Origin of the sequence: Pseudomonas sp. MWU347 (genome assembly GCF_017947305.1) — a bacterium.
Lineage (GTDB): Bacteria > Pseudomonadota > Gammaproteobacteria > Pseudomonadales > Pseudomonadaceae > Aquipseudomonas > Aquipseudomonas putida_A.
In genome coordinates this window covers 273053-296816 of the sequence record NZ_JAFGZB010000008.1, presented here as the reverse complement: position 1 = coordinate 296816, position 23764 = coordinate 273053, and the positions used below count along the sequence as shown (strand labels likewise).

Sequence of the window (23764 nt, the reverse complement as noted above, 5' to 3'; positions counted from 1 at the left end):
CAAATGACCGACAAAAAAGTTACTCGACTGCGTCGCGCTCGCAAAGCACGCCTGAAAATGCACGAACTCGAAGTCGTGCGTCTCTGCGTGTTCCGCTCGTCGCAGCACATCTACGCCCAGGTCATCTCGGCCGACGGCAACAAAGTCCTGGCAAGCGCCTCGACTTTGGATAAAGAACTGCGTGATGGCGCCACTGGCAACATCGACGCGGCCACAAAGGTTGGCCAGCTGGTCGCTACGCGTGCTAAGGCCGCTGGCGTCTCGCAAGTGGCTTTCGACCGCTCTGGCTTCAAGTACCATGGCCGCGTTAAAGCGCTGGCTGATGCTGCTCGTGAAGCTGGGCTGGAGTTCTAAGTTATGTCAAATAACGACCAAAAGCGCGACGAAGGCTACATTGAGAAGCTGGTTCAAGTTAACCGCGTAGCCAAAACCGTTAAAGGCGGCCGTATCTTCACTTTCACCGCGTTGACCGTGGTTGGTGATGGTAAAGGGCGTGTTGGCTTCGGCCGTGGCAAGTCGCGTGAAGTGCCTGCTGCGATCCAGAAGGCAATGGAAGCTGCTCGCCGCAACATGATTCAAGTTGACCTGAACGGCACTACCCTGCAGTACGCAATGAAGTCCGCTCACGGCGCTTCGAAGGTGTACATGCAGCCTGCTTCTGAAGGTACCGGTATCATCGCTGGCGGCGCTATGCGTGCTGTCCTCGAAGTTGCTGGCGTTCAGAACGTTCTGGCCAAGTGCTACGGCTCGACTAACCCGGTAAACGTGGTTCACGCCACTTTCAAAGGTCTGAAAGCCATGCAATCTCCTGAGTCCATCGCTGCCAAGCGTGGTCTGACTGTCAAGGAGATCTTCTGATCATGGCTACCGTTAAAGTTACGCTGATCAAAAGCATGACCGGCCGCATCCCTAACCACAAACTGTGCGTTAAGGGTCTGGGTCTGCGTCGCATCGGTCACACTGTAGAAGTCCAGGATACTCCCGAGAATCGCGGGATGATCAACAAGGCTTACTACATGCTGCGTGTCGAGGGTTAATCGATGAAACTCAATGATCTGAGTCCAGCGCCGGGTTCCCGTCGCGAAAAGCATCGTCCGGGCCGTGGTATCGGTAGCGGTTTGGGTAAGACTGGTGGCCGTGGCCACAAAGGTCAAACCTCCCGCTCCGGTGGCACTATTGCTCCAGGCTTTGAAGGCGGTCAACAGCCGCTGCATCGTCGCCTGCCGAAGTTCGGTTTCGTTTCCCTGAAAGCCATGGACCGCGCAGAAGTGCGTCTGTCCGAGCTGGCCAAAGTGGAAGGCGACATCGTCACCGTGCAGTCCCTGAAAGATGCCAACGTGATCAACGTCAACGTACAGCGTGTGAAAATCATGCTGTCCGGTGAAGTGACTCGCGCTGTCACTATCGGCAAGGGAATCGGCGCCACCAAAGGTGCGCGTGCGGCTATCGAAGCAGCTGGCGGCAAGTTCGAGGAATAAATGGCTAAGCAAGGTGCTCTCTCTGCGCTCGGCAAAGGCGGTATGTCTGAACTCTGGGCTCGTCTGCGTTTTCTGTTCCTGGCGATTATCGTCTACCGAATAGGCGCACACATCCCGGTTCCAGGTATCAACCCGGACCGACTCGCAGACCTGTTTCGACAGAATGAGGGGACCATTCTTAGCTTGTTCAACATGTTCTCCGGCGGCGCGCTGGAACGGATGAGCATCTTTGCACTGGGGATCATGCCGTACATTTCGGCATCGATCATCATGCAATTGATGACCGCCGTCAGCCCGCAGCTGGAGCAGTTGAAGAAGGAAGGTGAAGCTGGCCGTCGCAAGATCAGCCAGTACACCCGCTACGGCACCGTCGTCCTCGCTCTCGTTCAGGCTATTGGCATGTCCATTGGTCTGGCGGGGCAGGGCGTTGCGTTCACTGGTGACTTTGGCTTCCATTTCGTCGCGGTATCCACTTTTGTGGCTGGTGCGATGTTCATGATGTGGCTGGGTGAGCAGATTACTGAGCGTGGTGTAGGCAACGGTATCTCGATGTTGATTTTTTCGGGTATCGTCGCCGGTCTTCCGAGAGCAATCGGGCAGTCTTTCGAGTCTGCGCGTCAGGGTGATATCAATATCTTCGCCTTGGTTGCCATCGGTTTGCTGGCAGTAGCGATTATCGGTTTCGTGGTGTTCATTGAGCGTGGCCAGCGTCGTATCGCTGTTCACTACGCCAAGCGTCAGCAGGGCCGCAAGGTTTTTGCTGCGCAGACAAGCCACTTGCCGCTGAAGGTGAACATGGCCGGTGTTATTCCGGCTATTTTCGCGAGCAGCATTTTGCTGTTCCCGGCTTCGTTGGGTGCCTGGTTTGGTCAGTCTGAAGGTATGGGCTGGTTGCAGGACATCTCGCAGTCGATCGCTCCTGGTCAGCCGTTGAATATTCTGCTGTTTAGTGCAGGGATTATTTTCTTCTGCTTCTTCTATACGGCGTTGATGTTCAATCCGAAAGACGTAGCGGAAAACCTGAAGAAGTCCGGTGCCTTTATTCCGGGCATCCGTCCAGGTGAGCAGTCTGCACGCTATATTGATGGCGTTCTGACTCGCTTGACCATGTTCGGTGCTCTTTACATGACGGCCGTGTGCCTGTTGCCCCAATTCCTGGTGGTTGCAGCAAACGTTCCGTTCTACCTTGGCGGGACCTCGTTGCTGATCGTGGTCGTGGTTGTGATGGACTTCATGTCCCAAGTACAATCGCACCTCGTTTCGCACCAGTACGAATCCCTGATGAAGAAAGCCAACCTGAAGGGTTACGGCAGCGGCATGTTGCGCTGAGTACCCATAAGGTTCGAGGAGTTGGTGATGAAAGTTCGTGCATCGGTGAAAAAGCTGTGCCGTAACTGCAAGATTATTCGCCGCGAAGGTGTTGTTCGAGTAATTTGCAGCGCGGAACCGCGTCACAAACAGCGCCAAGGCTGAGTGTGATTGTGCTTCAAGCCCGGCAGCTAGTGCGCTGCCGGGTTGATTATTTGTTATTACAGCGATATTATCTCGCGCCCTATTTCTTGGCTTCCGGGGCGTAGGTAGCTGTCAATTGGAGTCCCACTGAATGGCCCGTATTGCAGGCGTTAACATTCCAGATAACAAGCATACTGTTATCTCGCTGACCTACATCTATGGTGTCGGTCGCACTACTGCGCAGAAAATCTGTGCAGACACTGGGGTAAACCCAGCAGCAAAGATCAAAGATCTGAGCGACGAGCAAATTGAACAGCTGCGTGGCGAAGTGGCGAAGTTCACCACTGAAGGTGACCTGCGTCGCGAAATCAACATGAAAATCAAGCGCTTGATGGACCTCGGTTGCTATCGCGGTCTGCGTCATCGTCGCGGTCTTCCAGTACGCGGTCAGCGTACCAAGACCAACGCGCGTACCCGTAAAGGTCCGCGTAAGCCGATCCGCAAGTAATCGCCCCAGCGAATCGACAGGAATTTAATCATGGCAAAACCTGCTGCTCGTCCTCGTAAAAAAGTTAAAAAGACAGTGGTTGATGGCATCGCCCACATCCATGCTTCTTTTAACAACACCATCGTGACCATTACCGACCGTCAAGGTAACGCTCTTTCCTGGGCTACCTCCGGTGGTTCGGGTTTCCGCGGTTCCCGCAAGTCCACCCCGTTCGCTGCTCAAGTAGCTGCTGAGCGTGCTGGTCAAGCTGCGCTGGAATACGGCCTGAAAAACCTCGACGTTAACGTCAAGGGTCCAGGTCCAGGTCGTGAATCCGCAGTCCGCGCTTTGAACGGCTGTGGCTACAAGATCGCCAGCATCACCGACGTGACGCCAATCCCGCACAACGGGTGCCGTCCGCCGAAGAAGCGCCGCGTGTAATCCAGGAGATTGTAAAGAATGGCTCGTTACATTGGTCCAAAATGCAAACTCGCTCGTCGCGAAGGCACCGATCTCTTCCTGAAGAGCGGCGTGCGCGCGATCGAATCGAAGTGCAACATTGAAGCAGCACCTGGTATCCACGGCCAACGCCGCGGTCGCCAGTCCGACTACGGCACCCAACTGCGTGAAAAGCAGAAGGTCCGTCGTATCTACGGCGTTCTCGAGCGTCAGTTCAGCGGCTACTACAAAGAAGCTGCTGGCAAGAAAGGTGCAACCGGTGAAAACCTGCTGCAACTGCTCGAATGCCGTCTGGACAACGTTGTATACCGTATGGGCTTTGGTTCGACTCGTGCCGAATCCCGTCAGCTGGTATCGCACAAGTCGATCAGCGTTAACGGTCAGACCGTAAACGTTCCGTCGTATCAGGTTCGTGCTGGTGACGTGGTCGCAGTTCGCGAGAAAGCAAAAAACCAACTTCGCATTGTCCAAGCTCTCGATCTGTGTGCCCAACGTGGCCGCGTAGAATGGGTAGAAGTAGACACTGAGAAGAAGTCGGGCGTTTTCAAGAACGTTCCTGCTCGCAGTGATCTGTCCGCCGACATCAACGAAAGCCTGATTGTCGAGCTCTACTCCAAGTAAGGGCTAGAAAATAGGTGCATCCATGCAGATTTCGGTAAATGAGTTCCTGACACCCCGCCACATTGATGTGCAGGTTGTCAGTCCAACCCGCGCCAAGATCACTCTCGAGCCTCTCGAGCGTGGTTTTGGCCACACCCTGGGCAACGCGCTGCGCCGCATCCTGTTGTCCTCAATGCCCGGCTGCGCAGTAGTCGAGGCCGAGATTGACGGTGTGCTCCACGAGTACAGCGCCATCGAAGGTGTACAGGAAGACGTAATTGAAATCCTGTTGAACCTTAAAGGTCTGGCCATCAAGCTGCACGGTCGTGACGAAGTTACGCTGACCTTGTCGAAGAAGGGTTCGGGGGTGGTTACCGCTGCCGATATTCAGCTGGATCATGATGTCGAGATCGTTAACCCCGATCACGTAATCGCTAACCTGGCGTCTAACGGCGCCCTGAACATGAAGCTCACCGTAGCTCGTGGTCGTGGTTATGAACCAGCCGACTCGCGTCAGAGCGATGAAGACGAAAGCCGCAGCATTGGTCGCTTGCAGCTCGACTCTTCGTTCAGCCCGGTTCGCCGTATCGCATACGTGGTGGAAAACGCCCGTGTCGAGCAGCGTACCAACCTGGACAAGCTGGTTATTGATCTGGAAACCAACGGTACTCTGGATCCTGAAGAGGCTATCCGCCGCGCTGCAACCATCCTGCAACAGCAGTTGGCTGCGTTCGTCGACCTCAAAGGTGACAGTGAGCCAGTGGTTGTCGAGCAGGAAGACGAGATCGATCCGATCCTGCTTCGCCCGGTTGACGATCTGGAACTGACTGTACGTTCGGCTAACTGCCTTAAGGCGGAAAACATCTACTACATCGGCGACCTGATTCAGCGTACCGAAGTAGAGCTGTTGAAGACTCCGAACCTGGGCAAGAAATCCTTGACTGAAATCAAGGACGTTCTGGCCTCCCGCGGTCTGTCCCTCGGCATGCGCCTCGACAACTGGCCGCCTGCAAGTCTTAAGAAGGACGACAAGGCGACTGCCTGATCGTCGTAATCACCGAACGTAGTGTTTGGTAAGGAATGAACCATGCGTCATCGTAAAAGTGGGCGTCACCTGAGCCGCACCAGCTCGCACCGCAAGGCCATGTTCCAGAACATGGCGGTGTCGTTGTTCGAGCACGAGCTGATCAAGACTACTCTGCCAAAAGCCAAAGAACTGCGCCGCGTTGCCGAGCCGCTGATCACTCTGGCCAAGACAGACAGCCTGGCTAACCGCCGTCTGGCTTTCGACCGTACTCGTTCGAAAGCTATCGTTGGTAAGCTCTTCAACGACCTGGGCAAGCGTTACGCTACCCGTGAGGGTGGCTACCTGCGCATCCTCAAGTGCGGCTTCCGCGCTGGCGACAACGCGCCTATGGCGTACGTCGAGTTGGTTGATCGTGCTACTGCTGGCGAAGCTGTATCCGCCGAGTAAGACGTCAGTCTGAAACGAAAAACCGGGCCTAGTGCCCGGTTTTTTGTGCCCGCAAGAAATGCGCTGTTCGTACAAGCTTCTGACATTGTTGTGTTGCCACTATGTGCAGGGAAGCATAATTAGTAATTATCTATCGATGACTGCAAGTTAATGAATTTGTAGGTGTCTCATCGATGATCAATACTTCCCAGCAAGCCGATTAGCCGGCAGTTTCAAGACTGACAGAGGAAGAAGACCGTATGAGCCAGATCAAAACGCTTACGACCGCCAGTGGCGCACCTGTCGCCGATAACCAGAATTCTCGCTCCGCCGGCCCCCGTGGCCCGCTGCTGCTCGACGATTTTCATCTGATCGAGAAGCTTGCCCATTTCAACCGTGAAAACATTCCTGAGCGCCGCGTGCACGCCAAGGGCTCGGGTGCTTACGGTACGTTCACCGTGACCCGTGATATCACCGAATACACCAGCGCCAAACTGTTTGAGGCCGTGGGCAAGCAAACGCCAACGTTCTTGCGCTTCTCCACTGTAGGCGGCGAACGTGGCTCGGCTGACACTGAACGTGATCCACGTGGGTTCGCCCTCAAGTTCTACACCGAAGAGGGCAACTGGGACATCGTTGGCAACAACACCCCTGTTTTCTTCATTCGTGATCCACTGAAGTTTCCCGACTTTATCCACACGCAGAAACGTCTGCCGCAGAGCAACCTGAAAAGCGCCCAGATGATGTGGGACTTCTGGTCGCATTCGCCGGAAGCACTGCATCAAGTGACCATTCTGTTCTCGGATCGTGGCATTCCCGACGGCTATCGCCATATGCACGGCTTCGGCAGCCACACCTACAGCCTGATCAATGCCAAAGGTGAGCGTCACTGGGTGAAGTGGCACTACAAAACCAAGCAGGGCATCAAGAACCTGGCACCAGCCGATGCTGCGCGCCTGGCGGGTACCGATCCGGATTACGCTCAGCGTGATCTGTTCGAAGCCATCGAGCGTGGCGATTTCCCGAAATGGCGCGTATGCATTCAGATCATGACCGAGGCTCAGGCTGCAGCGCACTACGAGAACCCGTTCGACGTGACCAAGACCTGGTCGCAAAAGGAGTTTCCGCTGATCGAGGTCGGCGAACTGGAGCTGAACCGCAACCCGCTGAACTACTTTGCCGAGGTCGAGCAAGCCGCATTCGGTCCGAGCAACATGGTTCCAGGTGTCGGTCTGTCGCCGGATCGCATGCTGCAAGGCCGCGTGTTCGCCTACGCCGATGCACACCGCTATCGCGTGGGCACAAACCACCAACAATTACCGGTGAATGCGCCGCGCAGCCCGGTGAATACGTACCAGCGCGACGGCTCGATGGCCTTCGGCAGCAATGGTGGTGCAGCACCTAACTACGAACCGAACAGCTACATTGAATCACCGAAGCAAGCTCCGCACTACGCCGAGCCTGCACTGGCATTGAGCGGTGCTGCTGACCGTTACGATCATCGCGAAGACACCGATTACTACAGCCACGCCGGTGCGCTGTTCCGTCTGATGAGTGACGAGCAGAAAGCCTTGCTGGTCAGCAATATCGCCGGCGCCATGAGCGGGGTTTCACCTGATGTGGTTGATCGTCAGTTGCAGCATTTCTATAAGGCCGATCCGGCGTATGGAGAAGCAATCGCAAAGCTGCTCGACGTACAGCTTAACGAAGTCTAAACGAGAAGCAGAACCGCCCTCATTGGGGCGGTTTTTGCGTTATTTAGGCTGGTTTTCTCAGAATATCTTCGCTTTTATTGCGCGAAACGGGGTGACCTTCCGGTCAGCTTGGTTCAAACTACAGACTTTCAAGCAGGGAGATGTAGGGCGATGCAAGGCCACCCAGACGTAATCGATTACCTCAACACGTTGCTGACCGGCGAACTGGCCGCGCGTGACCAATATTTTGTTCACTCGCGGATGTATGAGGACTGGGGTTTCACCAAGCTCTACGAACGAATCAACCACGAGATGGAAGAAGAGGCCGGTCACGCCGACGCACTGATGCGCCGGATCCTGATGCTCGAAGGCACACCGCGCATGCGCCCGGACGATCTCGACGTCGGCACCACCGTCCCGGAGATGCTCGAAGCAGATCTGCGTCTCGAGTACAAAGTCCGCGCCGCTCTGTGCAAAGGCATTGAGTTGTGCGAGCAGCACAAGGATTATGTCAGTCGCGAAATCCTGCGTGTTCAGCTCAACGACACTGAAGAAGATCACACCTACTGGCTGGAAAAGCAGTTGGGCCTGATCAAACTCATCGGTCTCGAGAATTACCTGCAATCTCACACCTGATTGCACAGACACAAAAAAGCCCCTGTCACGGTTGAAGTGACAGGGGCTTTTTCATGCCCGGAGATCAAGCCCGATCGCGAATCAGCAATGGCTTGAGGTAATGACCAGTGTGAGATTGCTTCATCTCGGCCACTTCCTCCGGCGTACCGGTGGCGATGATCTGACCACCCTTGGAGCCGCCCTCCGGCCCCAGATCCACCAGCCAGTCGGCGGTCTTGATCACGTCCAGGTTGTGCTCGATCACCACTACGGTATTGCCGTGGTCGCGCAAGCGATGCAGCACGTCGAGCAATTGCTGGATATCCGCAAAGTGCAGGCCGGTGGTCGGCTCATCGAGGATATACAGAGTTTTGCCGGTGTCGCGCTTGGACAGCTCGCGTGACAGCTTGACCCGTTGCGCCTCACCACCGGACAGCGTGGTTGCCGACTGCCCGAGCTTGATGTACGACAGGCCCACATCCATCAACGTCTGTAGCTTGCGCGCCAGCGCCGGTACCGCGTCGAAGAACTCCCGCGCCTCCTCGATGGTCATCTCGAGGGTTTCGTGGATGCTCTTGCCCTTGTATTTGATCTCGAGGGTTTCGCGGTTGTAGCGCTTGCTCTTGCACACATCGCACGGCACGTAAATGTCCGGCAGGAAGTGCATTTCCACTTTGATCAGGCCGTCGCCCTGGCACGCCTCGCAGCGACCGCCCTTGACGTTGAACGAGAAGCGCCCCGGGCCGTAACCACGGGAGCGCGACTCAGGCACGCCGGCGAACAGTTCGCGGATCGGTGTGAACAGCCCGGTGTAGGTCGCCGGGTTGGAACGCGGCGTACGGCCGATCGGGCTCTGGTCGATATCGACGACCTTGTCGAGATGCTCCAGGCCCTTGATGCTGTCATGTGCGGCCGCTTCCAGCGTGGTCGCACCATTGAGTGCAGTAGCGCTCAATGGGAACAGCGTGTTGTTGATCAGCGTCGACTTGCCGGAGCCGGAAACGCCGGTCACGCAGGTCAGCAGACCGATCGGGATTTCCAGATCGACGTTGCGCAGGTTGTTGCCGCGCGCGCCCTTGAGCGACAGCGTCAGCTTCTTGTTACGCGGCGTGCGTTTGGCCGGCACTTCGATCTTCACCCGCCCCGACAGGTATTTACCGGTCAGGGAATCCGGGTGCGCCATGACTTCGGCCGGCGTGCCTTCAGCCACGATCTGCCCGCCGTGCACCCCGGCGCCCGGCCCGATATCCACCACATAGTCGGCCAGACGAATCGCGTCTTCGTCGTGCTCGACCACGATCACCGTGTTGCCGATGTCGCGCAGGTGCTTGAGGGTGCCGAGCAACCGGTCGTTATCGCGCTGATGCAGGCCAATGGACGGTTCGTCGAGGATGTACAGCACCCCAACCAACCCGGCGCCGATCTGGCTGGCCAGACGAATGCGCTGCGCTTCGCCACCGGACAGGGTGTCGGCGCTGCGATCCAGCGACAGATAGTCGAGGCCGACGTTGACCAGAAATTGCAGGCGCTCGCGGATCTCCTTGAGGATCTTGTCGGCGATTTCGCCGCGACGGCCGGTCATCTTCAGTTCGCCAAAGTACTCGCAGGCATCGCCGATCGGCAGGTTGGTCACTGCCGGCAGGGTTTTCTCACCCACCCACACGTGCCGCGCTTCACGACGCAGACGAGTGCCGCGGCAATCCGGGCAAGCCTGGGTGCTGAGAAACTTGGCCAGCTCTTCGCGCACGCTGGCCGATTCGGTTTCGCGGTAGCGACGCTCAAGGTTCGGCACGATACCTTCGAACGGGTGCGAACGTTTGACGATGTCGCCGCGGTCATTGAGGTACTTGAAGTCGACATTCTGCGAGCCGCTGCCGTGCAGGATCTGTTTCTGCTGTTCGGCGGTCAGCTCGTTGAACGGCTTCTCAAGACTGAACTTGTAGTGCGAGGCCAGTGAGCCGAGCATCTGGAAGTAATAGACGTTGCGCCGGTCCCAGCCGCGAATCGCGCCCTCGGCAAGAGTCAGTTCACCATTGACCAGGCGCTTGATGTCGAAGAACTGCTTCACGCCCAAGCCATCGCAGGTCGGGCAGGCGCCGGCCGGGTTGTTGAAGGAGAATAGCTTCGGCTCAAGCTCGCTGATGGCATGGCCGCAGATCGGGCAGGCAAAGCGCGCGGAGAAGATCATCTCTTCACCTGGCTCATCGTCCATCGGCGCGACCAAGGCAATGCCGTCCGCCAGCTTCAGTGCGGTTTCGAACGATTCGGCCAGACGCTGCTGCAGGTCGGCGCGGACCTTGAAACGGTCGACGATCACATCGATCGAGTGCTTCTTCTGTTTATCCAGTTTCGGCAGTTCATCGAGTTCGCAAATGCGGCCGTTGACCCGGGCGCGGACGAAGCCTTGGGCACGCAGTTCTTCGAATACCGACAGATGTTCGCCCTTGCGCTCGCGGATCACCGGCGCCAGCAACATCAGTTTGCTGCCTTCCGGTTGTGCCAGCACCAGGTCGACCATCTGGCTGACGGTCTGCGCTTCCAGCGGAATGTCGTGATCCGGGCAGCGCGGCGTACCGACACGTGCATACAGCAGACGCAGGTAGTCGTAGATTTCGGTGATGGTGCCGACCGTGGAACGCGGATTGTGCGAGGTCGACTTCTGTTCGATGGAGATCGCCGGCGACAAACCTTCAATGGTGTCGACGTCGGGTTTTTCCATCATCGACAGGAACTGTCGGGCGTAGGCCGACAGGGATTCGACATAGCGGCGCTGACCTTCGGCGTACAGCGTGTCGAAGGCCAGGGACGACTTGCCGGATCCGGACAGGCCGGTGATGACGATCAGTTTGTCCCGTGGCAGGGTCAGGTCGATGTTCTTCAGGTTGTGGGTACGGGCCCCACGTATCAGGATCTTGTCCAAAGTGGCCTCGCTCGGCGGGCGTCGAAAACGTAGGAGTATACGGGCAAATACTGGATGGATGCACACTATCAAACGAAGGGTTTTTTACCTTGCATGAAGAGAGTTTCATCTATACGCGTCATAGCGTCGCGATATACCCCGTCTTTCGATGGGACTGGTAGAATCGCCGCCGGTTCACACGAGGTTTTTCCATGCACGATCCCCACAGCGAACGCATGAGTGGCAGCGAGACCCGCGCAGCGAGCGGTCTGGCCCTGGTGTTCGCCTTCCGTATGCTTGGCATGTTCATGGTGTTGCCGGTACTGGCGACCTACGGCATGGACCTGGCGGGAGCGACCCCGGCCCTGATCGGGCTGGCGATTGGCGCTTACGGCCTGACCCAGGCGATTTTCCAGATTCCGTTCGGGATTATTTCCGACCGTATCGGCCGGCGTCCGGTGATTTTCCTCGGGCTGGTGGTCTTCGCCCTCGGCAGTGTGCTGGCGGCTCAGGCCGATTCGATCTGGGGCGTGATCGCCGGACGCATCCTGCAAGGCGCCGGGGCAATTTCCGCTGCGGTGATGGCGTTGCTTTCCGACCTGACTCGCGAACAACACCGCACCAAAGCCATGGCCATGATCGGCATGACCATCGGTCTGTCGTTCGCCGTGGCCATGGTGGTCGGGCCGTTGCTGACCCGCGCGTTCGGCCTGTCCGGACTGTTCCTCGCGACGGGCGGCATGGCCCTGTTCGGGATCGTCATCGTAATGTTCATGGTGCCGAAATCCACCGGGCCATTGAGCCATCGAGAGTCTGGTGTGGCGCGTCAGGCCTTGATGCCGACGCTCAAACATCCCGATCTACTGCGCCTGGACCTGGGCATTTTCGTGCTGCACGCGATGCTGATGTCGAGCTTCGTCGCACTGCCGCTGGCGCTGGTGGAAAAGGCCGGTTTGCCCAAGGAGCAGCACTGGTGGGTTTACCTGACCGCACTGCTGATTTCTTTCTTCGCCATGATCCCGTTCATCATCTACGGCGAGAAGAAACGCAAAATGAAACGAATTTTGCTCGGTGCCGTCCTGACGCTGATGCTCACTGAGCTATTCTTCTGGCAGTTCGGTGACAGCTTGCGGGCTCTGGTGATCGGCACGGTGGTGTTCTTCACCGCGTTCAATCTGCTGGAAGCTTCGTTGCCGTCGCTGATCAGCAAGGTTTCACCGGCAGGCGGGAAGGGCACGGCCATGGGCGTGTATTCCACCAGTCAGTTCCTCGGTTCGGCACTCGGCGGGATACTCGGCGGCTGGCTGTTTCAGCATGGCGGTCTGTCGGTTGTGTTCCTTGGATGTGCGGGTCTGGCTGCCATCTGGCTGGCCTTTGCTGTTACCATGCGCGAACCTCCCTACGTGACGAGCCTGCGCTTGCCGTTGTCGCCCGAAGCGATCCGCGAAGCGGGTCTGGTCGAGCGCCTCAAGGCCCTCGTAGGGGTAACAGATGCAGTGATAGTTGCTGATGAAGCGGCTGTTTACATCAAACTGGACAAAGAATTAGTGGATCGCGACACCCTCGAACGCCTGGTGAACAACCCGGCCGGGGCTGCTTGCGAAGCCTAGGAGAACGTTATGGCCCGTGGGGTTAACAAAGTCATATTGGTCGGCACTTGCGGCCAGGATCCCGAAGTTCGCTACCTGCCTAACGGTAACGCCGTGACCAACCTGAGTCTGGCAACCAGCGAACAGTGGACCGACAAGCAAACCGGTCAAAAGGTCGAGAAGACCGAATGGCACCGTGTTTCGATGTTCGGCAAGGTTGCGGAAATCGCCGGCGAGTACCTGCGTAAAGGTTCGCAGGTGTACATCGAAGGCAAGCTGCAGACCCGCGAGTGGGAAAAAGACGGTATCAAGCGTTACACCACAGAAATCGTGGTCGACATGCAAGGCACCATGCAACTGCTCGGCGGCCGTCCACAACAGGGCGACCAACAAGGCGGTGGCAACAACTACCAGCAGCAGGCGCCACGCCAACAGGCTCCGCGTCCGCAGCAGTCGGCTCCACAACAGCGTCCAGCCCCGGCTCCACAGCAGGCTGCACCGCAACCGGCCCCGGATTTCGACAGCTTCGATGACGACATCCCGTTCTGATTCGCTGCTGCATCCACGCTGAATAAAAAAGGCCCGTCGTTCAACACGACGGGCCTTTTTTGTGGCGCAAGGTCCGCGATTACCACTGATCTCCTGTGGGAGCGGGTGTGTGTTTCAGTCGAGGATCAGGTGCGGCAGAAACCGGCTTGAATCCTTGGTGATCAGACTGTTGTCTTCGCGCACGCCGATCCCCGCCGCCTGATCACCAATCACCCACGAGCCGATCAGCGTGTAGCTGTCGTCGAACTTCGGCAATGGCGCAAATTCCTGCAGGATGAATGGCGCATCGGTGTAGGGCCCGCCTTCTTTGACGATCAGACCTTCTGCCGTTTGCAGTTCGATATTCGCGCCTTCGCGGGAGAAGTACGGTTTGCGTACCCAGCCCTTGGGCACCGCACTGGCCGGATTCGGATCAAGGTGCGCCGCGAGCAGATTCGGATGCCCCTTGTGCAGCTCCCACAGCAAAGGCAGCGCGCCTTTGTTCGACAGGATCGACTTCCACGCCGGTTCGAAGAACTGCGTATCGCTTTCGGCGATTGCCGCACCGAATGGCTCGTGGAAAATAAATTCCCAGGCATGCAGCTTGAACAGGTGCGGGATCCAGCGATCCTCAAGGTCGACGAAGCAACCCTCGGCGGTCAGGCCGATGTCTTCGATGTCGATGTGCCGGGATTCGATGCCGACCTTTTCCGCGATCAGGCGCAAGTAGTCGGTGGTCCCCTTGTCTTCGACCGAGTCTTTCATCGACGCAAAGTAGAACGGCCGCTTGAGCTGCAACTCGGCAAACGCCTGGTGCAGCTTGGTATCGATGCTGTTGAACTGGTCGGCATGGCGCGGCAGCATCCCGCGCTCGATGCACTGCTCCAGCCAGCCCCACTGAAACGCCGCTGCCTCATAAAGGCTGGTCGGCGTGTCGTAGTTGAGTTCCAGCAGCTTTGCCGGGCCGTTGCCGCTGTAGGAAAAGTCCATGCGCCCGTACAGATGCGGATGACCTTCCAGCCAGGACGTGCGGATCATGTCGTAGTACGGCGCCGGGATGCTCAGGCGATCCAGCAGCTCTTCGCTGTGCACCACGCGGTCGACCAGGTCCATGCACATCTCGTGCAGTTCGGTGGTCGGATCCTCCAGATCGTTTTCAATCTGCGCGAGCGTGAACTGGTAGTAGGCGCTTTCGTCCCAGTACGGCTCGTCGTCGATGGTGTGAAACAGAAAACCGAGGCTTTCGGCCGTCTGTTTCCAGTCGGGGCGCTCGGCGCAGTGGATTTTCTTCATGGTCAGCTGCTCGAACTGCCCCAGCCGCCCCAACCGCTGCGGGCGGAAGACTGGCTGCCGAAGCCGCCGCGGGACGTCGACGAAGCGACGTTGACCGGTTTGCTTCGGGAGTTGTCGTAGCGGGTGTCGGTGCGAGTAGCCGGCGCCGATTCGATTTTGCGGTACTGCGCCGAGGTGTTGTAGGTCTGGCGCGTATCGCGATCGCGATAGACCGTGCGATTGGCGTTGTTGCTCATCGCATTGCCGATCAGCCAGCCCGTCAGCCAACCGTTGCCGCCGCCGGACGAGTGCGAAGTACTTTGTACGTTCTGGGCGGCGGCTTCACCGGCAGGCATCTGCGCATTGGCAAGCGCATTCAGGTCCTGTGGCGCCTCGCCGTTCTGCGGTACCTTGAAACCGCCGAGCTTCGGCACGAAGCGGCCATCGGAGTTTTTCTGGCACCAGTCGGCGGCAAAGTCTGCGTCGCACTTGGCCTTGTCATCGTAGGCCGGCGCAATACGTCGATGTTCGGTCAATGCCGCGACGTAGGCGTTGGAACAGACGTCGGCGGCCACTTCGGCGCCGACGCACTCCTCGACAGATTGGAAGCGTTGCTGCTCCTGCGCGGCAACCTCGCCGGAAATCGCCAGCGCCACCGAAGCGGCGAGAGACAGTTGAACGTACTTGCTGCGTTTCATCGAAGGCTTCCTGCCGATCAGTTGGACGGGGTCATGCACGCGGCGTTAAGCATGCCGACGCTGATGGCCACTGCGGCCACATAGATACCCGAAGCGATTTCACCGTTGGCGATACGCTGCGACGTGCCCTTGAGCACCAGCCCCGTGGCGAGAAAGGCCAGCAGCTGCACCACCGCAGCAATCACCGCCCACAGCACGAAATCGAGAACGTTGACCGAAAACGCGATCACGTTGCTGGCCGGAATCGCGAAGCCGATGATCGCGCCCGCCAGAGCGATGGCGGCAGCGATGTTGCCGGAGCGAATCAGCTCGAACTCCTTGTGTGGCGTGATGCGGGTGTAGACGAACTGAAACAGCATGAACAGCAGCACGGCGCCGATCAGGTAGACGACGAAACCGACCAGTGCGGTCTTGTTCAGGGAAACGGCCAGCACTTCCAGCATGGAAAACTTCCTTATTTAAATGGTGCTCAAATCAGTCGTGTACAGCGAAATGCCCAGCGAGGTGCTCAGGCTGACGGTGCCTTCCTCGTCCTGTTCGACGGAGAACAGCAGCAGTTCGCGGCGATCGGTCAGGCCGGTCTCGCGCGCGTAAAGCATGGAGTGGTGTTCGATGGTGTAGCTCTCGTCCGGGTTGACCACATGTTCGGTCATCGGTACGAGTTCGGTCTGGCCTTGTTCGGTGCCCCATTCGCGGCTGTACTGGACGCCGTCGTGGGTATAGATCGGCAGGCCGATCGGGCTTTCGGGGCCGGCCAGGCGCTGCAGCTCGGCGTCACTGTTGACGGTCACGTAGCTGAGGTAGTTGAACAGGGTGACCGACTCGATCTGGTCGTCACCGGTGACGTGGATCTGCAGCCAGAAGTCTTCGTTATTGAGGTAGTAGCGATGCAGCTTGTTGGATTGGCCGAGGTCGATCCAGCCGGCGCTCCAGATTGCCTCTGCCGCTGGAACCTGCACCGAGGTGCTGCCATCGAGCAGCAAGGCCAGAGTCGAATCGAATCGCACACCTTTGCCTTGTGCCATCCCGAGTGGGCCACTGGCAACGGTTGGCGTTGGCGCAGCGGTCTGCCAGTTGCTGGTACCCAGCAAGTCTTTGAACCATCCCATGGGTACATTCCTTGAGGCGGGTGGAGGTGTTCGTCGTAAAAAACGCCGCCAGTGTACCGGGCCGGGCGACGAACGACACGCCGTAAACCATGTGGGAGCGGGCTTGCTCGCGAAGGCGGTGTGTCAGGCAGCTAAAGTAACGACTGACAAACCGCTTTCGCGAGCAAGCCCGCTCCCACAGGTTTTGTGCAAACGCTTACTGCGCGGACTTCTGCTTCAGACGCTCGAGGATCGCATTGGCGCTGCCTTCGTTCGGCGTGATGCCGGCGTCGCGCAGTTTGCGTTCCAGGTCATTGCCGGTCGAAGCGTCAGCCAATTCATCGGCGGCACTCAGCTCGGCAGCGCGTTGCTGCTGCTTGGCCTGCAGACGGTTCAGCGTGCCCACCGCGGTTTCCAGCTTGCCATTGGCGCCGCCGCTGGCGATGGATGCGCTGACCTGTGCTTTCTGCACGCTTTCACGGGCCTTGGCCATGTCCACCTGCTGGCGCAGGCTCTTGATCCGCGACTCGGCCTTGCTGATGTCCTTGCGCATGTTTTCGGCGTAGGTGCCGAATTCGTCGCTCTGGGCTTTCTCGGCGGTCAGGTCGTTGGTCAGGGTCGAAATCGCTTCAGCCACTTCCATCGCCAGGTCTTCGCGGCCGGCGTTCAGCGCTGAAACCGCCTTGGCTTCCAGATCCTTGATCTTGGCGTCGTACTCGCTCACGCGATCAGCGGCCAGCTTGTGCTTGGCCATGATGGTGACCAGCTCACGGCGGGCATTCGACAGCGCGGTGTCGGCGTCGCGGATTTCCTGGTCGAGGATGCGCAGGGCCTGTTGGTCGACGATCGCTTCGCCGACTTCATTGGCGCCGCCGCGCAGCGCGGTGAACAACTTGCTCCAGATGGACTGAGTCATTGGATATTCCCTGTTGATTACTTGAAGAAGTGTTCGAAGGCTTCGCTCGCGCGCTGCACGTTGTCGACCAGGGTTTTCACCTCGGTGACGACGTTGGTCAGGCTCGAGTCGGCGCTGAGGGCGCCAAACATGTTGTAAACGGTCTGGCCGTTAGGCATCGACTCGATACCGATCGACGACAGCGGGAACATTTCCCGGCTGCGCAGCACGGCGTCGTTGAAGGCGCGCACGTCAGTGATCGAATCGATGTCCACCAGCACGGTGTCGACGATGATCTGCTGACCGGCCACAGCGATGTGAATCGGCAGACCGCCGAATTCGTTCATTTCCAGCTTGATGCTGGGTTCGGAGCTCTGGATCAGAGACAGCGTGATCTCGTGCGAAGCCACCTCGTCCAGTGCCTTGAGGGCGTTGAAGAGGCTATCGATGTTCCAGTTGTTGCCTGCGCTCATGTAATTCTCCGACATGAATGAGCCAGCCAGAATCGGTTGGCGTAGCTGTTGCTCCATCTGCTTGAGCAAGCTTCGGTTTTCCGGAAGTACCCAAGTTTCGTGTTTCACATAACCGGCGGCAGCCAGGCCCGCGCGCATCTGCTTCATGTAGAAGCTCGACGGCTTTTTCGCGGACGGTTTCGAGCGCTCTCCCTGTGGGCTCTCTGATGCAACGGTGGGGGAGCGACTTTTCATGGCAATGACTCCGTTATGAACATCTCACGCGTGAGCCACACTACAACCAATTCAAAATGCCATCAATGGCTCACGCGTGAGATTTTTTCGGCATGTCGACATCGCTGATGAGGTGGTGGTCGCAAGCGTTGTGCCGGGTGGGGAGTGTATTTCTGATTAATCACTGATGTTTATTGTCTGGAAGGCGAGTTTGTTTCTCAATTCTCGCGCTGTGATTTTTTATTGTTTAAGTATTGAAGATAATTCCTACATTGTTTTTGCATGTTTCCGTAAGAAGTAATAGCGGCCCTTCGTAAGAGTGTAGAAATTTTTTTTTTGTGAGTAATATTAAGAAACAAGGTCGGTTCGCAACCACTAAGAACTTATTCTAGTTTTGGGGTGTGCACACCTTCACTCCGGTGGAACACAGCTTGGACTACCGGCCCTTCAACTTTTGAGGAAATCATTATGACTTTCGAAAAAGCATCTTCCGCTGGCGATTCTCAGATCGGCTGATCTGATCAGTAAGAACCGGGGCCTTCGCGGCCCTGGTTCTTTTACTAACTTGTTTTAATAGCGATCGAGGCTCGAATATGAAGCTTTGTCTTAAACCGACGATTATTCCGTTCAAACTGGATGGTCAGGTAGTTCTGCGTTTTAACGGTCAATACGCAAAAATCCCCGACCTACACGGTGCTGTCTGGGAGTTCATCAAGGCACTTGATGGCCGTACACCCTTTGAGGAGTTGATTACCCAAGTGGCAGACCGTTACCCCGCGGTGGATCAGGACGAAATCCGAAGCGTCGCGCAAGATCTGATCAAATACCGGCTGGTCGAGAGTCCGGATGCCTTTGAGACTACTTCTCTTTCGGATCATGATCGCATCAGATTTTCCCGCAACATCGACTTTTTCGGGTCGATGGCGGCTGTGGGCGAGAACAAGTTCACCCACCAGGAAAAACTGCGCACGGCCAGGGTCTGTGTCCTGGGCTGCGGCGGTCTGGGCACCCATATCCTGTTCGACCTGGTAGCGCTGGGTGTCCACCATCTGACGATCCTCGATTTTGACACGATCGAGTTGAGCAATTTGAACCGGCAGATCCTTTACAAGGAAACCGACGTTGGCATGCCGAAGGTTGCAACGGCCAGGCGCAGGTTGCTTGAATTCAACAGTCACCTCGACATTACTGCTCACGAAACCCGCCTCCAGTCGGCGCAAGACGTCGCCGGCATCGTACGCGGCCACGATATTGTGATTTGTGTCGCCGATAAACCCGCGAACTACATGGCCGACTGGCTGAATGAGGCCTGTGTTGAACAGGGCGTACCCTTCATTTCAGGCGGGCTTGATGTACGGCGCTCGGTGTTTTATTCGGTGGTGCCTGGCTCCTCGGGCTGCGGTGCTTGCTGGCTGACGTCGGCGCGTAACAAGAGCAGCCTGGTGAACAGCGTTTCGACCATGGCCAAACAGCACGACATCACTTATGAGCATCCCGGCCCGGCTCTTGTGACTTTGGTGGCTGTCACCGCCGGGATGATGGTCAGCGAAACAGTCAAGATCATCACCGGCTGCCAACCGCCACAATTGACCAACAAGCTAAAGGAATTCACATTCGACGACCTGGACGTCAGCGTCGCCGAAGTCTGGCAACAGAATCCGGACTGCACGGTGTGTGGACATCTCGCGGACGCGCAACGGTCGCCGCAGGCGGAGACTGTCTAGATGTTCAAACTCCTGGCGTCCTATGCCATCACGTCCATCTGTTCATGGGCCATCGCGTTTCTGATCCCGCTTTATGTTTATGAGCAGACCGGCTCCCCAGTCTGGACGTCGCTGGCTTTTTTCGCCGCGATGGCGCCGTACATACTGGTCACGCCCTTCGCCGGTGTGTGGAGTGATCGCTACAGCAAACGGCGTTTTTTGATCGGTGGTGATCTGATCAACATCGTCACCGGCTGCCTTATATATGCTGCCGTGATTACGCTGTCCGGGAGCAGCTTGAGTATTACTCTGTTACTGCTGAGCTTTCTGTTGGCAAGCGTCGGTGCCACCCACCACCCGGTCTTCCAGAGTATTGCGCCCGCACTGATCGAAGGGCCCAAACTCCACCGGTTCAATGCAATCGTCAATGCCAGTGACAACATCATTCGCATCGTTGCACCAATCGGCGTTGCAGCCTTGCTGGCCTTCAGTACCAAGGAGCAGTTGCTGATTGGCAGCATTGTCGGATTTGCGCTATCCCTGCCGCTTTGCTTCTTGCTGAAAGAGCAGGGTAAGCCTGCGCCGGCCACCACGCGGGTATTCACGGAAATCAAAGCCGGACTGTTGTATGTCATCCAGCAGCGAGAACTGTGTTCGTTTGTCATGCTGTTCTTTTTCTGCAATTTCGGTTTTGCCTTGATCGGTGCCAGCCTTGTCTATGTCTACACCACGCTACTGGCCGTGCCATTGAGTGATGTCGGCTATTACTACGGGCTCATTGGTGCAGGTGCCGTCGCCGGATCAGCTATGGGTGCGTTTCTGGTGAAGAGATATCCGGCCGGCATTCTTATCCGTCGAAGCTGTTTGCTGGCCGGAGTGTTCACGCTGATGGGGGCGATGGCCAACGATCCGTGGTCACTTTCGGCACTGTGGGCGCTTTCTACCGGTTGCCAATCCGTGGTGGTCATCGCTTTTTTCACCTATCGCCAGCAAGTGGTTCCGCAAACCATTCTTGGGCGAACGGTAGGAGTTACACGGCTCATTGCCTACCTCGCGATTCCGCCGGCGAGCCTGCTGAGTGGATGGCTGTTACTGCATTTCTCAAGCAGCGCTGTGATTCTTGCGTCAGGCGGTCTGTGCATCATTTTCGCCTCTCTATGTGCTTACTTTCTGGCCAGGTTTGAGCGCCCGGTCATTTACAGCGACGCACAATGAATACGGTTTTGTAAGTTTTTCGGGGTTTCGGAATAACTGGAAAGTTGCGATCGGCTGGATGGCTGATAAAGAATTAAAAGGAATTTAAAGTTGGAAGTAGATAAAAAGTTGAATCGCGGCGATGGGGCGAAGGTCATTAACTTCATGACCGGAGGCACATTATGGGACCAATGGCTGGACGCTGATGCGTTAGATAGATTGGTTAATCATGAACTGTTGCTGGCAATGCAAAACGGTCATGTTTCCCTGAAGGGGATGCGTTACTTTCTGATCCAGCATCATTACTACTCGCGAAACTTTACCCGCTTTCTATGCGCAATCCTCAATCGCCTCGAGTCCCTTGGCGACATCAAATTACTGTTGGAAAACATGCAAGAGGAAATGGGCATAGATGGTGACAACAAGCTCACGCATTCCGAGCTGTTTCAAAGGTCGCTGCGGATCCTGGGCACCCATCCCTTGGCTGAATTGCCTTTACCTCAGACCGTGGATTTCACCCAATGCATCATGCAGCTTTGCCGCAGTGAAAATCCTGTCGAGGGCCTCGCAGCACTCTGCCTGGGAGCCGAAGCCATTGTGCCGCTGATTTACAAACCGATTCTGCTGGCACTGGAGGGACTGAATGTCAGTGAGGAAGGCCTGGAGTTCTTTCGCCTGCATATCGAAGAGGATGAGGACCACGCGATAACCATGCTGGGAATTCTGCAACGCCTGACTCACCAGACGCCTGAAGCCAAGCGGCTTGCGATTCAAATCGGGCGTCAGGCTATGCTCAAACGTTGTGTCATGTTCGATGCCATCTGGAAGGAAGTCAGTCAGCAGTAGTCGACGTCCCGTTTCGTGCAAATTGCCGCGGATTCGCTGGCAGTCGTGCAGATTGAAACAGGCCTGATGCCACCATGCTTGTTCCAAGCGATTGAATCATTGGGCATTCCCGGCGCCAGGCGATTGGCCTGATCTCTGCACTTCTCTCATTACATTCATCAATTGGCTTGAAGGGGGACGCATGACCCCGATGTCGAGCAGGAAAGTGGTCGTCGCCCATTCGGTTCGGGCCGGGGCGCCGCAACATGAAGTGCAGACCAACAAGGCACTTGCCCGCTGGCTGGCGCAGATTCTGGGACTCAGCTTCGGCGGAAGTTTTGACCCGCAGAAGCATCGCGGTCGCGATTTATATTGGCTGCCGACCCAGACCATTGTTGGCCCGGCCAGCGCGCGTAATCTGGGGATCAGGGGTCCCGGCGATTTGTGGGGCGGGTACGTCGAACACGATTTCATTTGCACCAAAGCCATCAGTCACGACTTGCGCAGTCATCTGGCTCACGCGCCACAAGGCTGGGCGCCGCAATTCTCCGAGCGCGTGCGCGATGTGGTGCTCGACGGCTTGACGGTGTTTGCCGTGGAAGATGCGCGACCCGCTGCCGAGCATCTGCTGTACAGCGGACCGATCCGCCTGAAGCCGATTCACGCCTGTGCCGGTCGTGGCCAGGAAGTTATCAACAGCCTCGACGCGTTCGATGAAGTACTGGCCCGTGCAGAAGCGGAAGCGTTGTTTCGCGATGGCGTGGTGCTCGAACAGGACTTGAGCAAGGTCTTCACCCACAGCGTTGGCCAGTCATTCATCGGCGACAAAGTGCTTAGCTACTGCGGTGATCAATACTTGACCAAGGATGCCCATGGCGAAGACGTCTATGGTGGTTCGAATCTGTTGGTAGTGCAGGGCGGCTACGAAGATCTGCTGGCGCTGGACTTGCCGGATGACGTGCGACTGGCCATCAAGCAGGCGCAGATTTTCGACCGGGCGGCGGATGAGGCTTATCCAGATTTCTACGCCTCGCGGCGCAACTACGACATTGCCCAAGGCCTGGACAGCAATGGCAAACCCCGCAGCGGGGTGCTCGAACAATCCTGGCGCATGGGCGGTGCCAGCAGCGCTGAATTGGCCGCGTTGCAAAGCTTCGTCAATGATCCGCAGATGCCCGCGATCCGCGTGTCGACCGTAGAAACCTATAGCGATCAAAGCCTGCCGGCGGACACCATCGAAATCTATCGCGGGCCAGCGGAGAACAGCGACTTCCTTCTCAAATACGTAACGGTCAAATCTTATGACGGCTAGAAGCGAAAGCATTCAGATCGACATTGATGATGAACAGATGAGCGGGACGTTTCTCAGTCCAAAATCGAAAGTCCCCGGCGTGTTGTTTGTGCACGGCTGGGGCGGTAGCCAGGAGCGTGATCTTGAACGCGCCAAGGGCATCGCCGGGCTTGGTTGTGTATGCCTGACCTTCGACCTGCGCGGTCACACCGGCGGTACCGGCATTCCGCTGACGCGGGTGACGCGCGAAGACAACCTGCGTGACCTGCTCGCAGCCTACGACCGCCTGCTCGCGCATCCGGCGCTCGACACCTCGGCGATTGCGGTGGTTGGCACCAGTTATGGCGGTTACCTGGCTTCGATCCTCACCTCGTTGCGCCCGGTGCGCTGGCTGGCGCTGCGAGTGCCGGCGCTGTATCGCGACGAGCAATGGCACACGCCCAAGCGTGAACTGGACAAGGCCGACCTGCGCGACTACCGGGCGACGTTGGTCCGTGCAGACAGCAACCGTGCGCTGCACGCCTGTTCGCAGTTCACCGGGGATGTGTTGCTGGTGGAATCGGAAACCGACGACTACGTGCCCCACGCGACGATCATGAGCTACCGTGCCGCCTGTCAGCAGACGCATTCGCTGACGCACCGGATCATCGATGGCGCCGACCATGCCTTGAGCGAGCCGGTTTCGCAGCAGGCCTATACTTCGATTCTGGTGGACTGGATTACCGAGATGGTGGTGGGTGAGCGGTTGAGCATCATCCAGTCCACATGATTTGTTGTGGCTCTTCGGACGCCTTCGCGAGCAAGCCCGCTCCCACATTTGGAATGCGTTCTACCTGTGGGAGCGGGCTCGCTCGCGAA

The 23764-nt window shown here is 57.4% G+C and carries 27 protein-coding genes; 20 read left to right on the top strand and 7 right to left on the bottom strand.

The window, feature by feature from the left end; genetic code table 11:
* The first annotated feature begins 3 nt into the window (after nt 1-3).
* The 13 genes from rplR to bfr all read left to right on the top strand — a co-directional run bounded on the left by rplR (nt 4) and on the right by bfr (nt 8259).
* Nucleotides 4-354: a 50S ribosomal protein L18 gene (gene rplR / locus KCG87_RS19010; RefSeq protein ID WP_003186037.1), complete on the top strand. Its 351-nt coding sequence runs from the start codon at nt 4-6 to the stop codon at nt 352-354.
* Nucleotides 355-357: 3 nt separating this feature from the next.
* A complete protein-coding gene (gene rpsE, locus KCG87_RS19005) occupies nt 358-858 on the top strand; it encodes a 30S ribosomal protein S5 (protein WP_003176409.1) in 501 nt (166 codons plus the stop codon).
* A 2-nt stretch (nt 859-860) separates the two neighbouring features.
* Complete coding sequence (rpmD, locus tag KCG87_RS19000) at nt 861-1037, top strand: 50S ribosomal protein L30 (RefSeq protein WP_003176408.1); 177 nt, start codon at nt 861-863, stop codon at nt 1035-1037.
* 3 nt (nt 1038-1040) lie between these two features.
* A complete protein-coding gene (rplO, locus tag KCG87_RS18995) occupies nt 1041-1478 on the top strand; it encodes a 50S ribosomal protein L15 (protein WP_003228720.1) in 438 nt (145 codons plus the stop codon).
* Entirely contained in the window at nt 1479-2807 is a 1329-nt protein-coding gene (gene secY, locus KCG87_RS18990; protein ID WP_003228718.1) for a preprotein translocase subunit SecY, read from the top strand.
* Between the two features lie 27 nt (nt 2808-2834).
* Nucleotides 2835-2951: a 50S ribosomal protein L36 gene (gene rpmJ, locus KCG87_RS18985; protein WP_002555468.1), complete on the top strand. Its 117-nt coding sequence runs from the start codon at nt 2835-2837 to the stop codon at nt 2949-2951.
* A 130-nt stretch (nt 2952-3081) separates the two neighbouring features.
* Entirely contained in the window at nt 3082-3438 is a 357-nt protein-coding gene (rpsM, locus tag KCG87_RS18980) for a 30S ribosomal protein S13 (protein ID WP_008374135.1), read from the top strand.
* Nucleotides 3439-3468: 30 nt separating this feature from the next.
* A complete protein-coding gene (gene rpsK, locus KCG87_RS18975) occupies nt 3469-3858 on the top strand; it encodes a 30S ribosomal protein S11 (RefSeq protein WP_002555466.1) in 390 nt (129 codons plus the stop codon).
* Nucleotides 3859-3876: 18 nt separating this feature from the next.
* Nucleotides 3877-4497 carry a 30S ribosomal protein S4 gene (rpsD, locus tag KCG87_RS18970; RefSeq protein ID WP_003176404.1) on the top strand — a complete coding sequence of 207 codons (621 nt, stop codon included), beginning with the start codon at nt 3877-3879 and terminating at the stop codon, nt 4495-4497.
* Between the two features lie 22 nt (nt 4498-4519).
* Nucleotides 4520-5521, top strand: a complete 1002-nt coding sequence (gene rpoA / locus KCG87_RS18965; RefSeq protein WP_003186012.1) for a DNA-directed RNA polymerase subunit alpha — start codon at nt 4520-4522, stop codon at nt 5519-5521.
* A gap of 42 nt (nt 5522-5563) precedes the next feature.
* Nucleotides 5564-5950 (top strand): 50S ribosomal protein L17, encoded by a 387-nt coding sequence (rplQ, locus tag KCG87_RS18960; protein WP_003176402.1) that lies wholly within the window; start codon nt 5564-5566, stop codon nt 5948-5950.
* Between the two features lie 239 nt (nt 5951-6189).
* Complete coding sequence (locus KCG87_RS18955) at nt 6190-7644, top strand: catalase (RefSeq protein WP_027614253.1); 1455 nt, start codon at nt 6190-6192, stop codon at nt 7642-7644.
* Between the two features lie 150 nt (nt 7645-7794).
* Entirely contained in the window at nt 7795-8259 is a 465-nt protein-coding gene (gene bfr / locus KCG87_RS18950) for a bacterioferritin (protein WP_003228714.1), read from the top strand.
* 64 nt (nt 8260-8323) lie between these two features.
* Here bfr and uvrA read toward each other — a convergent pair whose 3' ends face one another.
* Nucleotides 8324-11158, bottom strand: a complete 2835-nt coding sequence (uvrA, locus tag KCG87_RS18945) for an excinuclease ABC subunit UvrA (protein WP_027614251.1) — start codon at nt 11156-11158, stop codon at nt 8324-8326.
* 191 nt (nt 11159-11349) lie between these two features.
* Here uvrA and KCG87_RS18940 point away from each other — a divergent pair, with 191 nt between their 5' ends.
* Together KCG87_RS18940 and KCG87_RS18935 are read left to right on the top strand one after the other, a co-directional pair.
* Nucleotides 11350-12747, top strand: coding sequence for an MFS transporter (locus KCG87_RS18940; RefSeq protein WP_027614250.1), 1398 nt, complete (start codon nt 11350-11352; stop codon nt 12745-12747).
* 9 nt (nt 12748-12756) lie between these two features.
* Nucleotides 12757-13275, top strand: a complete 519-nt coding sequence (locus KCG87_RS18935) for a single-stranded DNA-binding protein (RefSeq protein WP_007966163.1) — start codon at nt 12757-12759, stop codon at nt 13273-13275.
* A gap of 114 nt (nt 13276-13389) precedes the next feature.
* Here KCG87_RS18935 and KCG87_RS18930 read toward each other — a convergent pair whose 3' ends face one another.
* The 6 genes from KCG87_RS18930 to KCG87_RS18905 form a co-directional block, all read right to left on the bottom strand.
* On the bottom strand, nt 13390-14547 hold the full coding sequence (locus KCG87_RS18930; protein ID WP_098965860.1) for a glutathionylspermidine synthase family protein: 1158 nt from the start codon (nt 14545-14547) through the stop codon (nt 13390-13392).
* Nucleotides 14548-14549: 2 nt separating this feature from the next.
* Complete coding sequence (locus KCG87_RS18925; RefSeq protein WP_210558573.1) at nt 14550-15224, bottom strand: DUF1190 domain-containing protein; 675 nt, start codon at nt 15222-15224, stop codon at nt 14550-14552.
* Nucleotides 15225-15241: 17 nt separating this feature from the next.
* Complete coding sequence (locus tag KCG87_RS18920) at nt 15242-15667, bottom strand: DUF350 domain-containing protein (protein WP_027614247.1); 426 nt, start codon at nt 15665-15667, stop codon at nt 15242-15244.
* 15 nt (nt 15668-15682) lie between these two features.
* The gene (locus KCG87_RS18915) at nt 15683-16333 is read right to left on the bottom strand and encodes a DUF2491 family protein (protein WP_098965856.1); all 651 of its coding nucleotides are present in this window, start codon (nt 16331-16333) and stop codon (nt 15683-15685) included.
* A 196-nt stretch (nt 16334-16529) separates the two neighbouring features.
* Nucleotides 16530-17228: a PspA/IM30 family protein gene (locus KCG87_RS18910; RefSeq protein ID WP_007966153.1), complete on the bottom strand. Its 699-nt coding sequence runs from the start codon at nt 17226-17228 to the stop codon at nt 16530-16532.
* Between the two features lie 17 nt (nt 17229-17245).
* Nucleotides 17246-17827: a YjfI family protein gene (locus KCG87_RS18905; protein ID WP_230679397.1), complete on the bottom strand. Its 582-nt coding sequence runs from the start codon at nt 17825-17827 to the stop codon at nt 17246-17248.
* A gap of 659 nt (nt 17828-18486) precedes the next feature.
* Here KCG87_RS18905 and KCG87_RS18900 point away from each other — a divergent pair.
* The 5 genes from KCG87_RS18900 (at nt 18487) to KCG87_RS18880 (ending at nt 23675) form a co-directional block, all read left to right on the top strand.
* Nucleotides 18487-19617 (top strand): ThiF family adenylyltransferase, encoded by a 1131-nt coding sequence (locus KCG87_RS18900; RefSeq protein WP_210558574.1) that lies wholly within the window; start codon nt 18487-18489, stop codon nt 19615-19617.
* On the top strand, nt 19618-20811 hold the full coding sequence (locus tag KCG87_RS18895; RefSeq protein WP_098965850.1) for an MFS transporter: 1194 nt from the start codon (nt 19618-19620) through the stop codon (nt 20809-20811).
* 90 nt (nt 20812-20901) lie between these two features.
* A complete protein-coding gene (locus KCG87_RS18890; protein WP_210558575.1) occupies nt 20902-21636 on the top strand; it encodes an iron-containing redox enzyme family protein in 735 nt (244 codons plus the stop codon).
* 181 nt (nt 21637-21817) lie between these two features.
* Entirely contained in the window at nt 21818-22927 is a 1110-nt protein-coding gene (locus tag KCG87_RS18885; RefSeq protein WP_210558576.1) for a DUF3182 family protein, read from the top strand.
* A complete protein-coding gene (locus tag KCG87_RS18880) occupies nt 22917-23675 on the top strand; it encodes an alpha/beta fold hydrolase (RefSeq protein ID WP_027614239.1) in 759 nt (252 codons plus the stop codon). The genes KCG87_RS18885 and KCG87_RS18880 overlap by 11 nt, the downstream gene beginning before the upstream one ends.
* Nucleotides 23676-23764 lie beyond the last annotated feature (89 nt).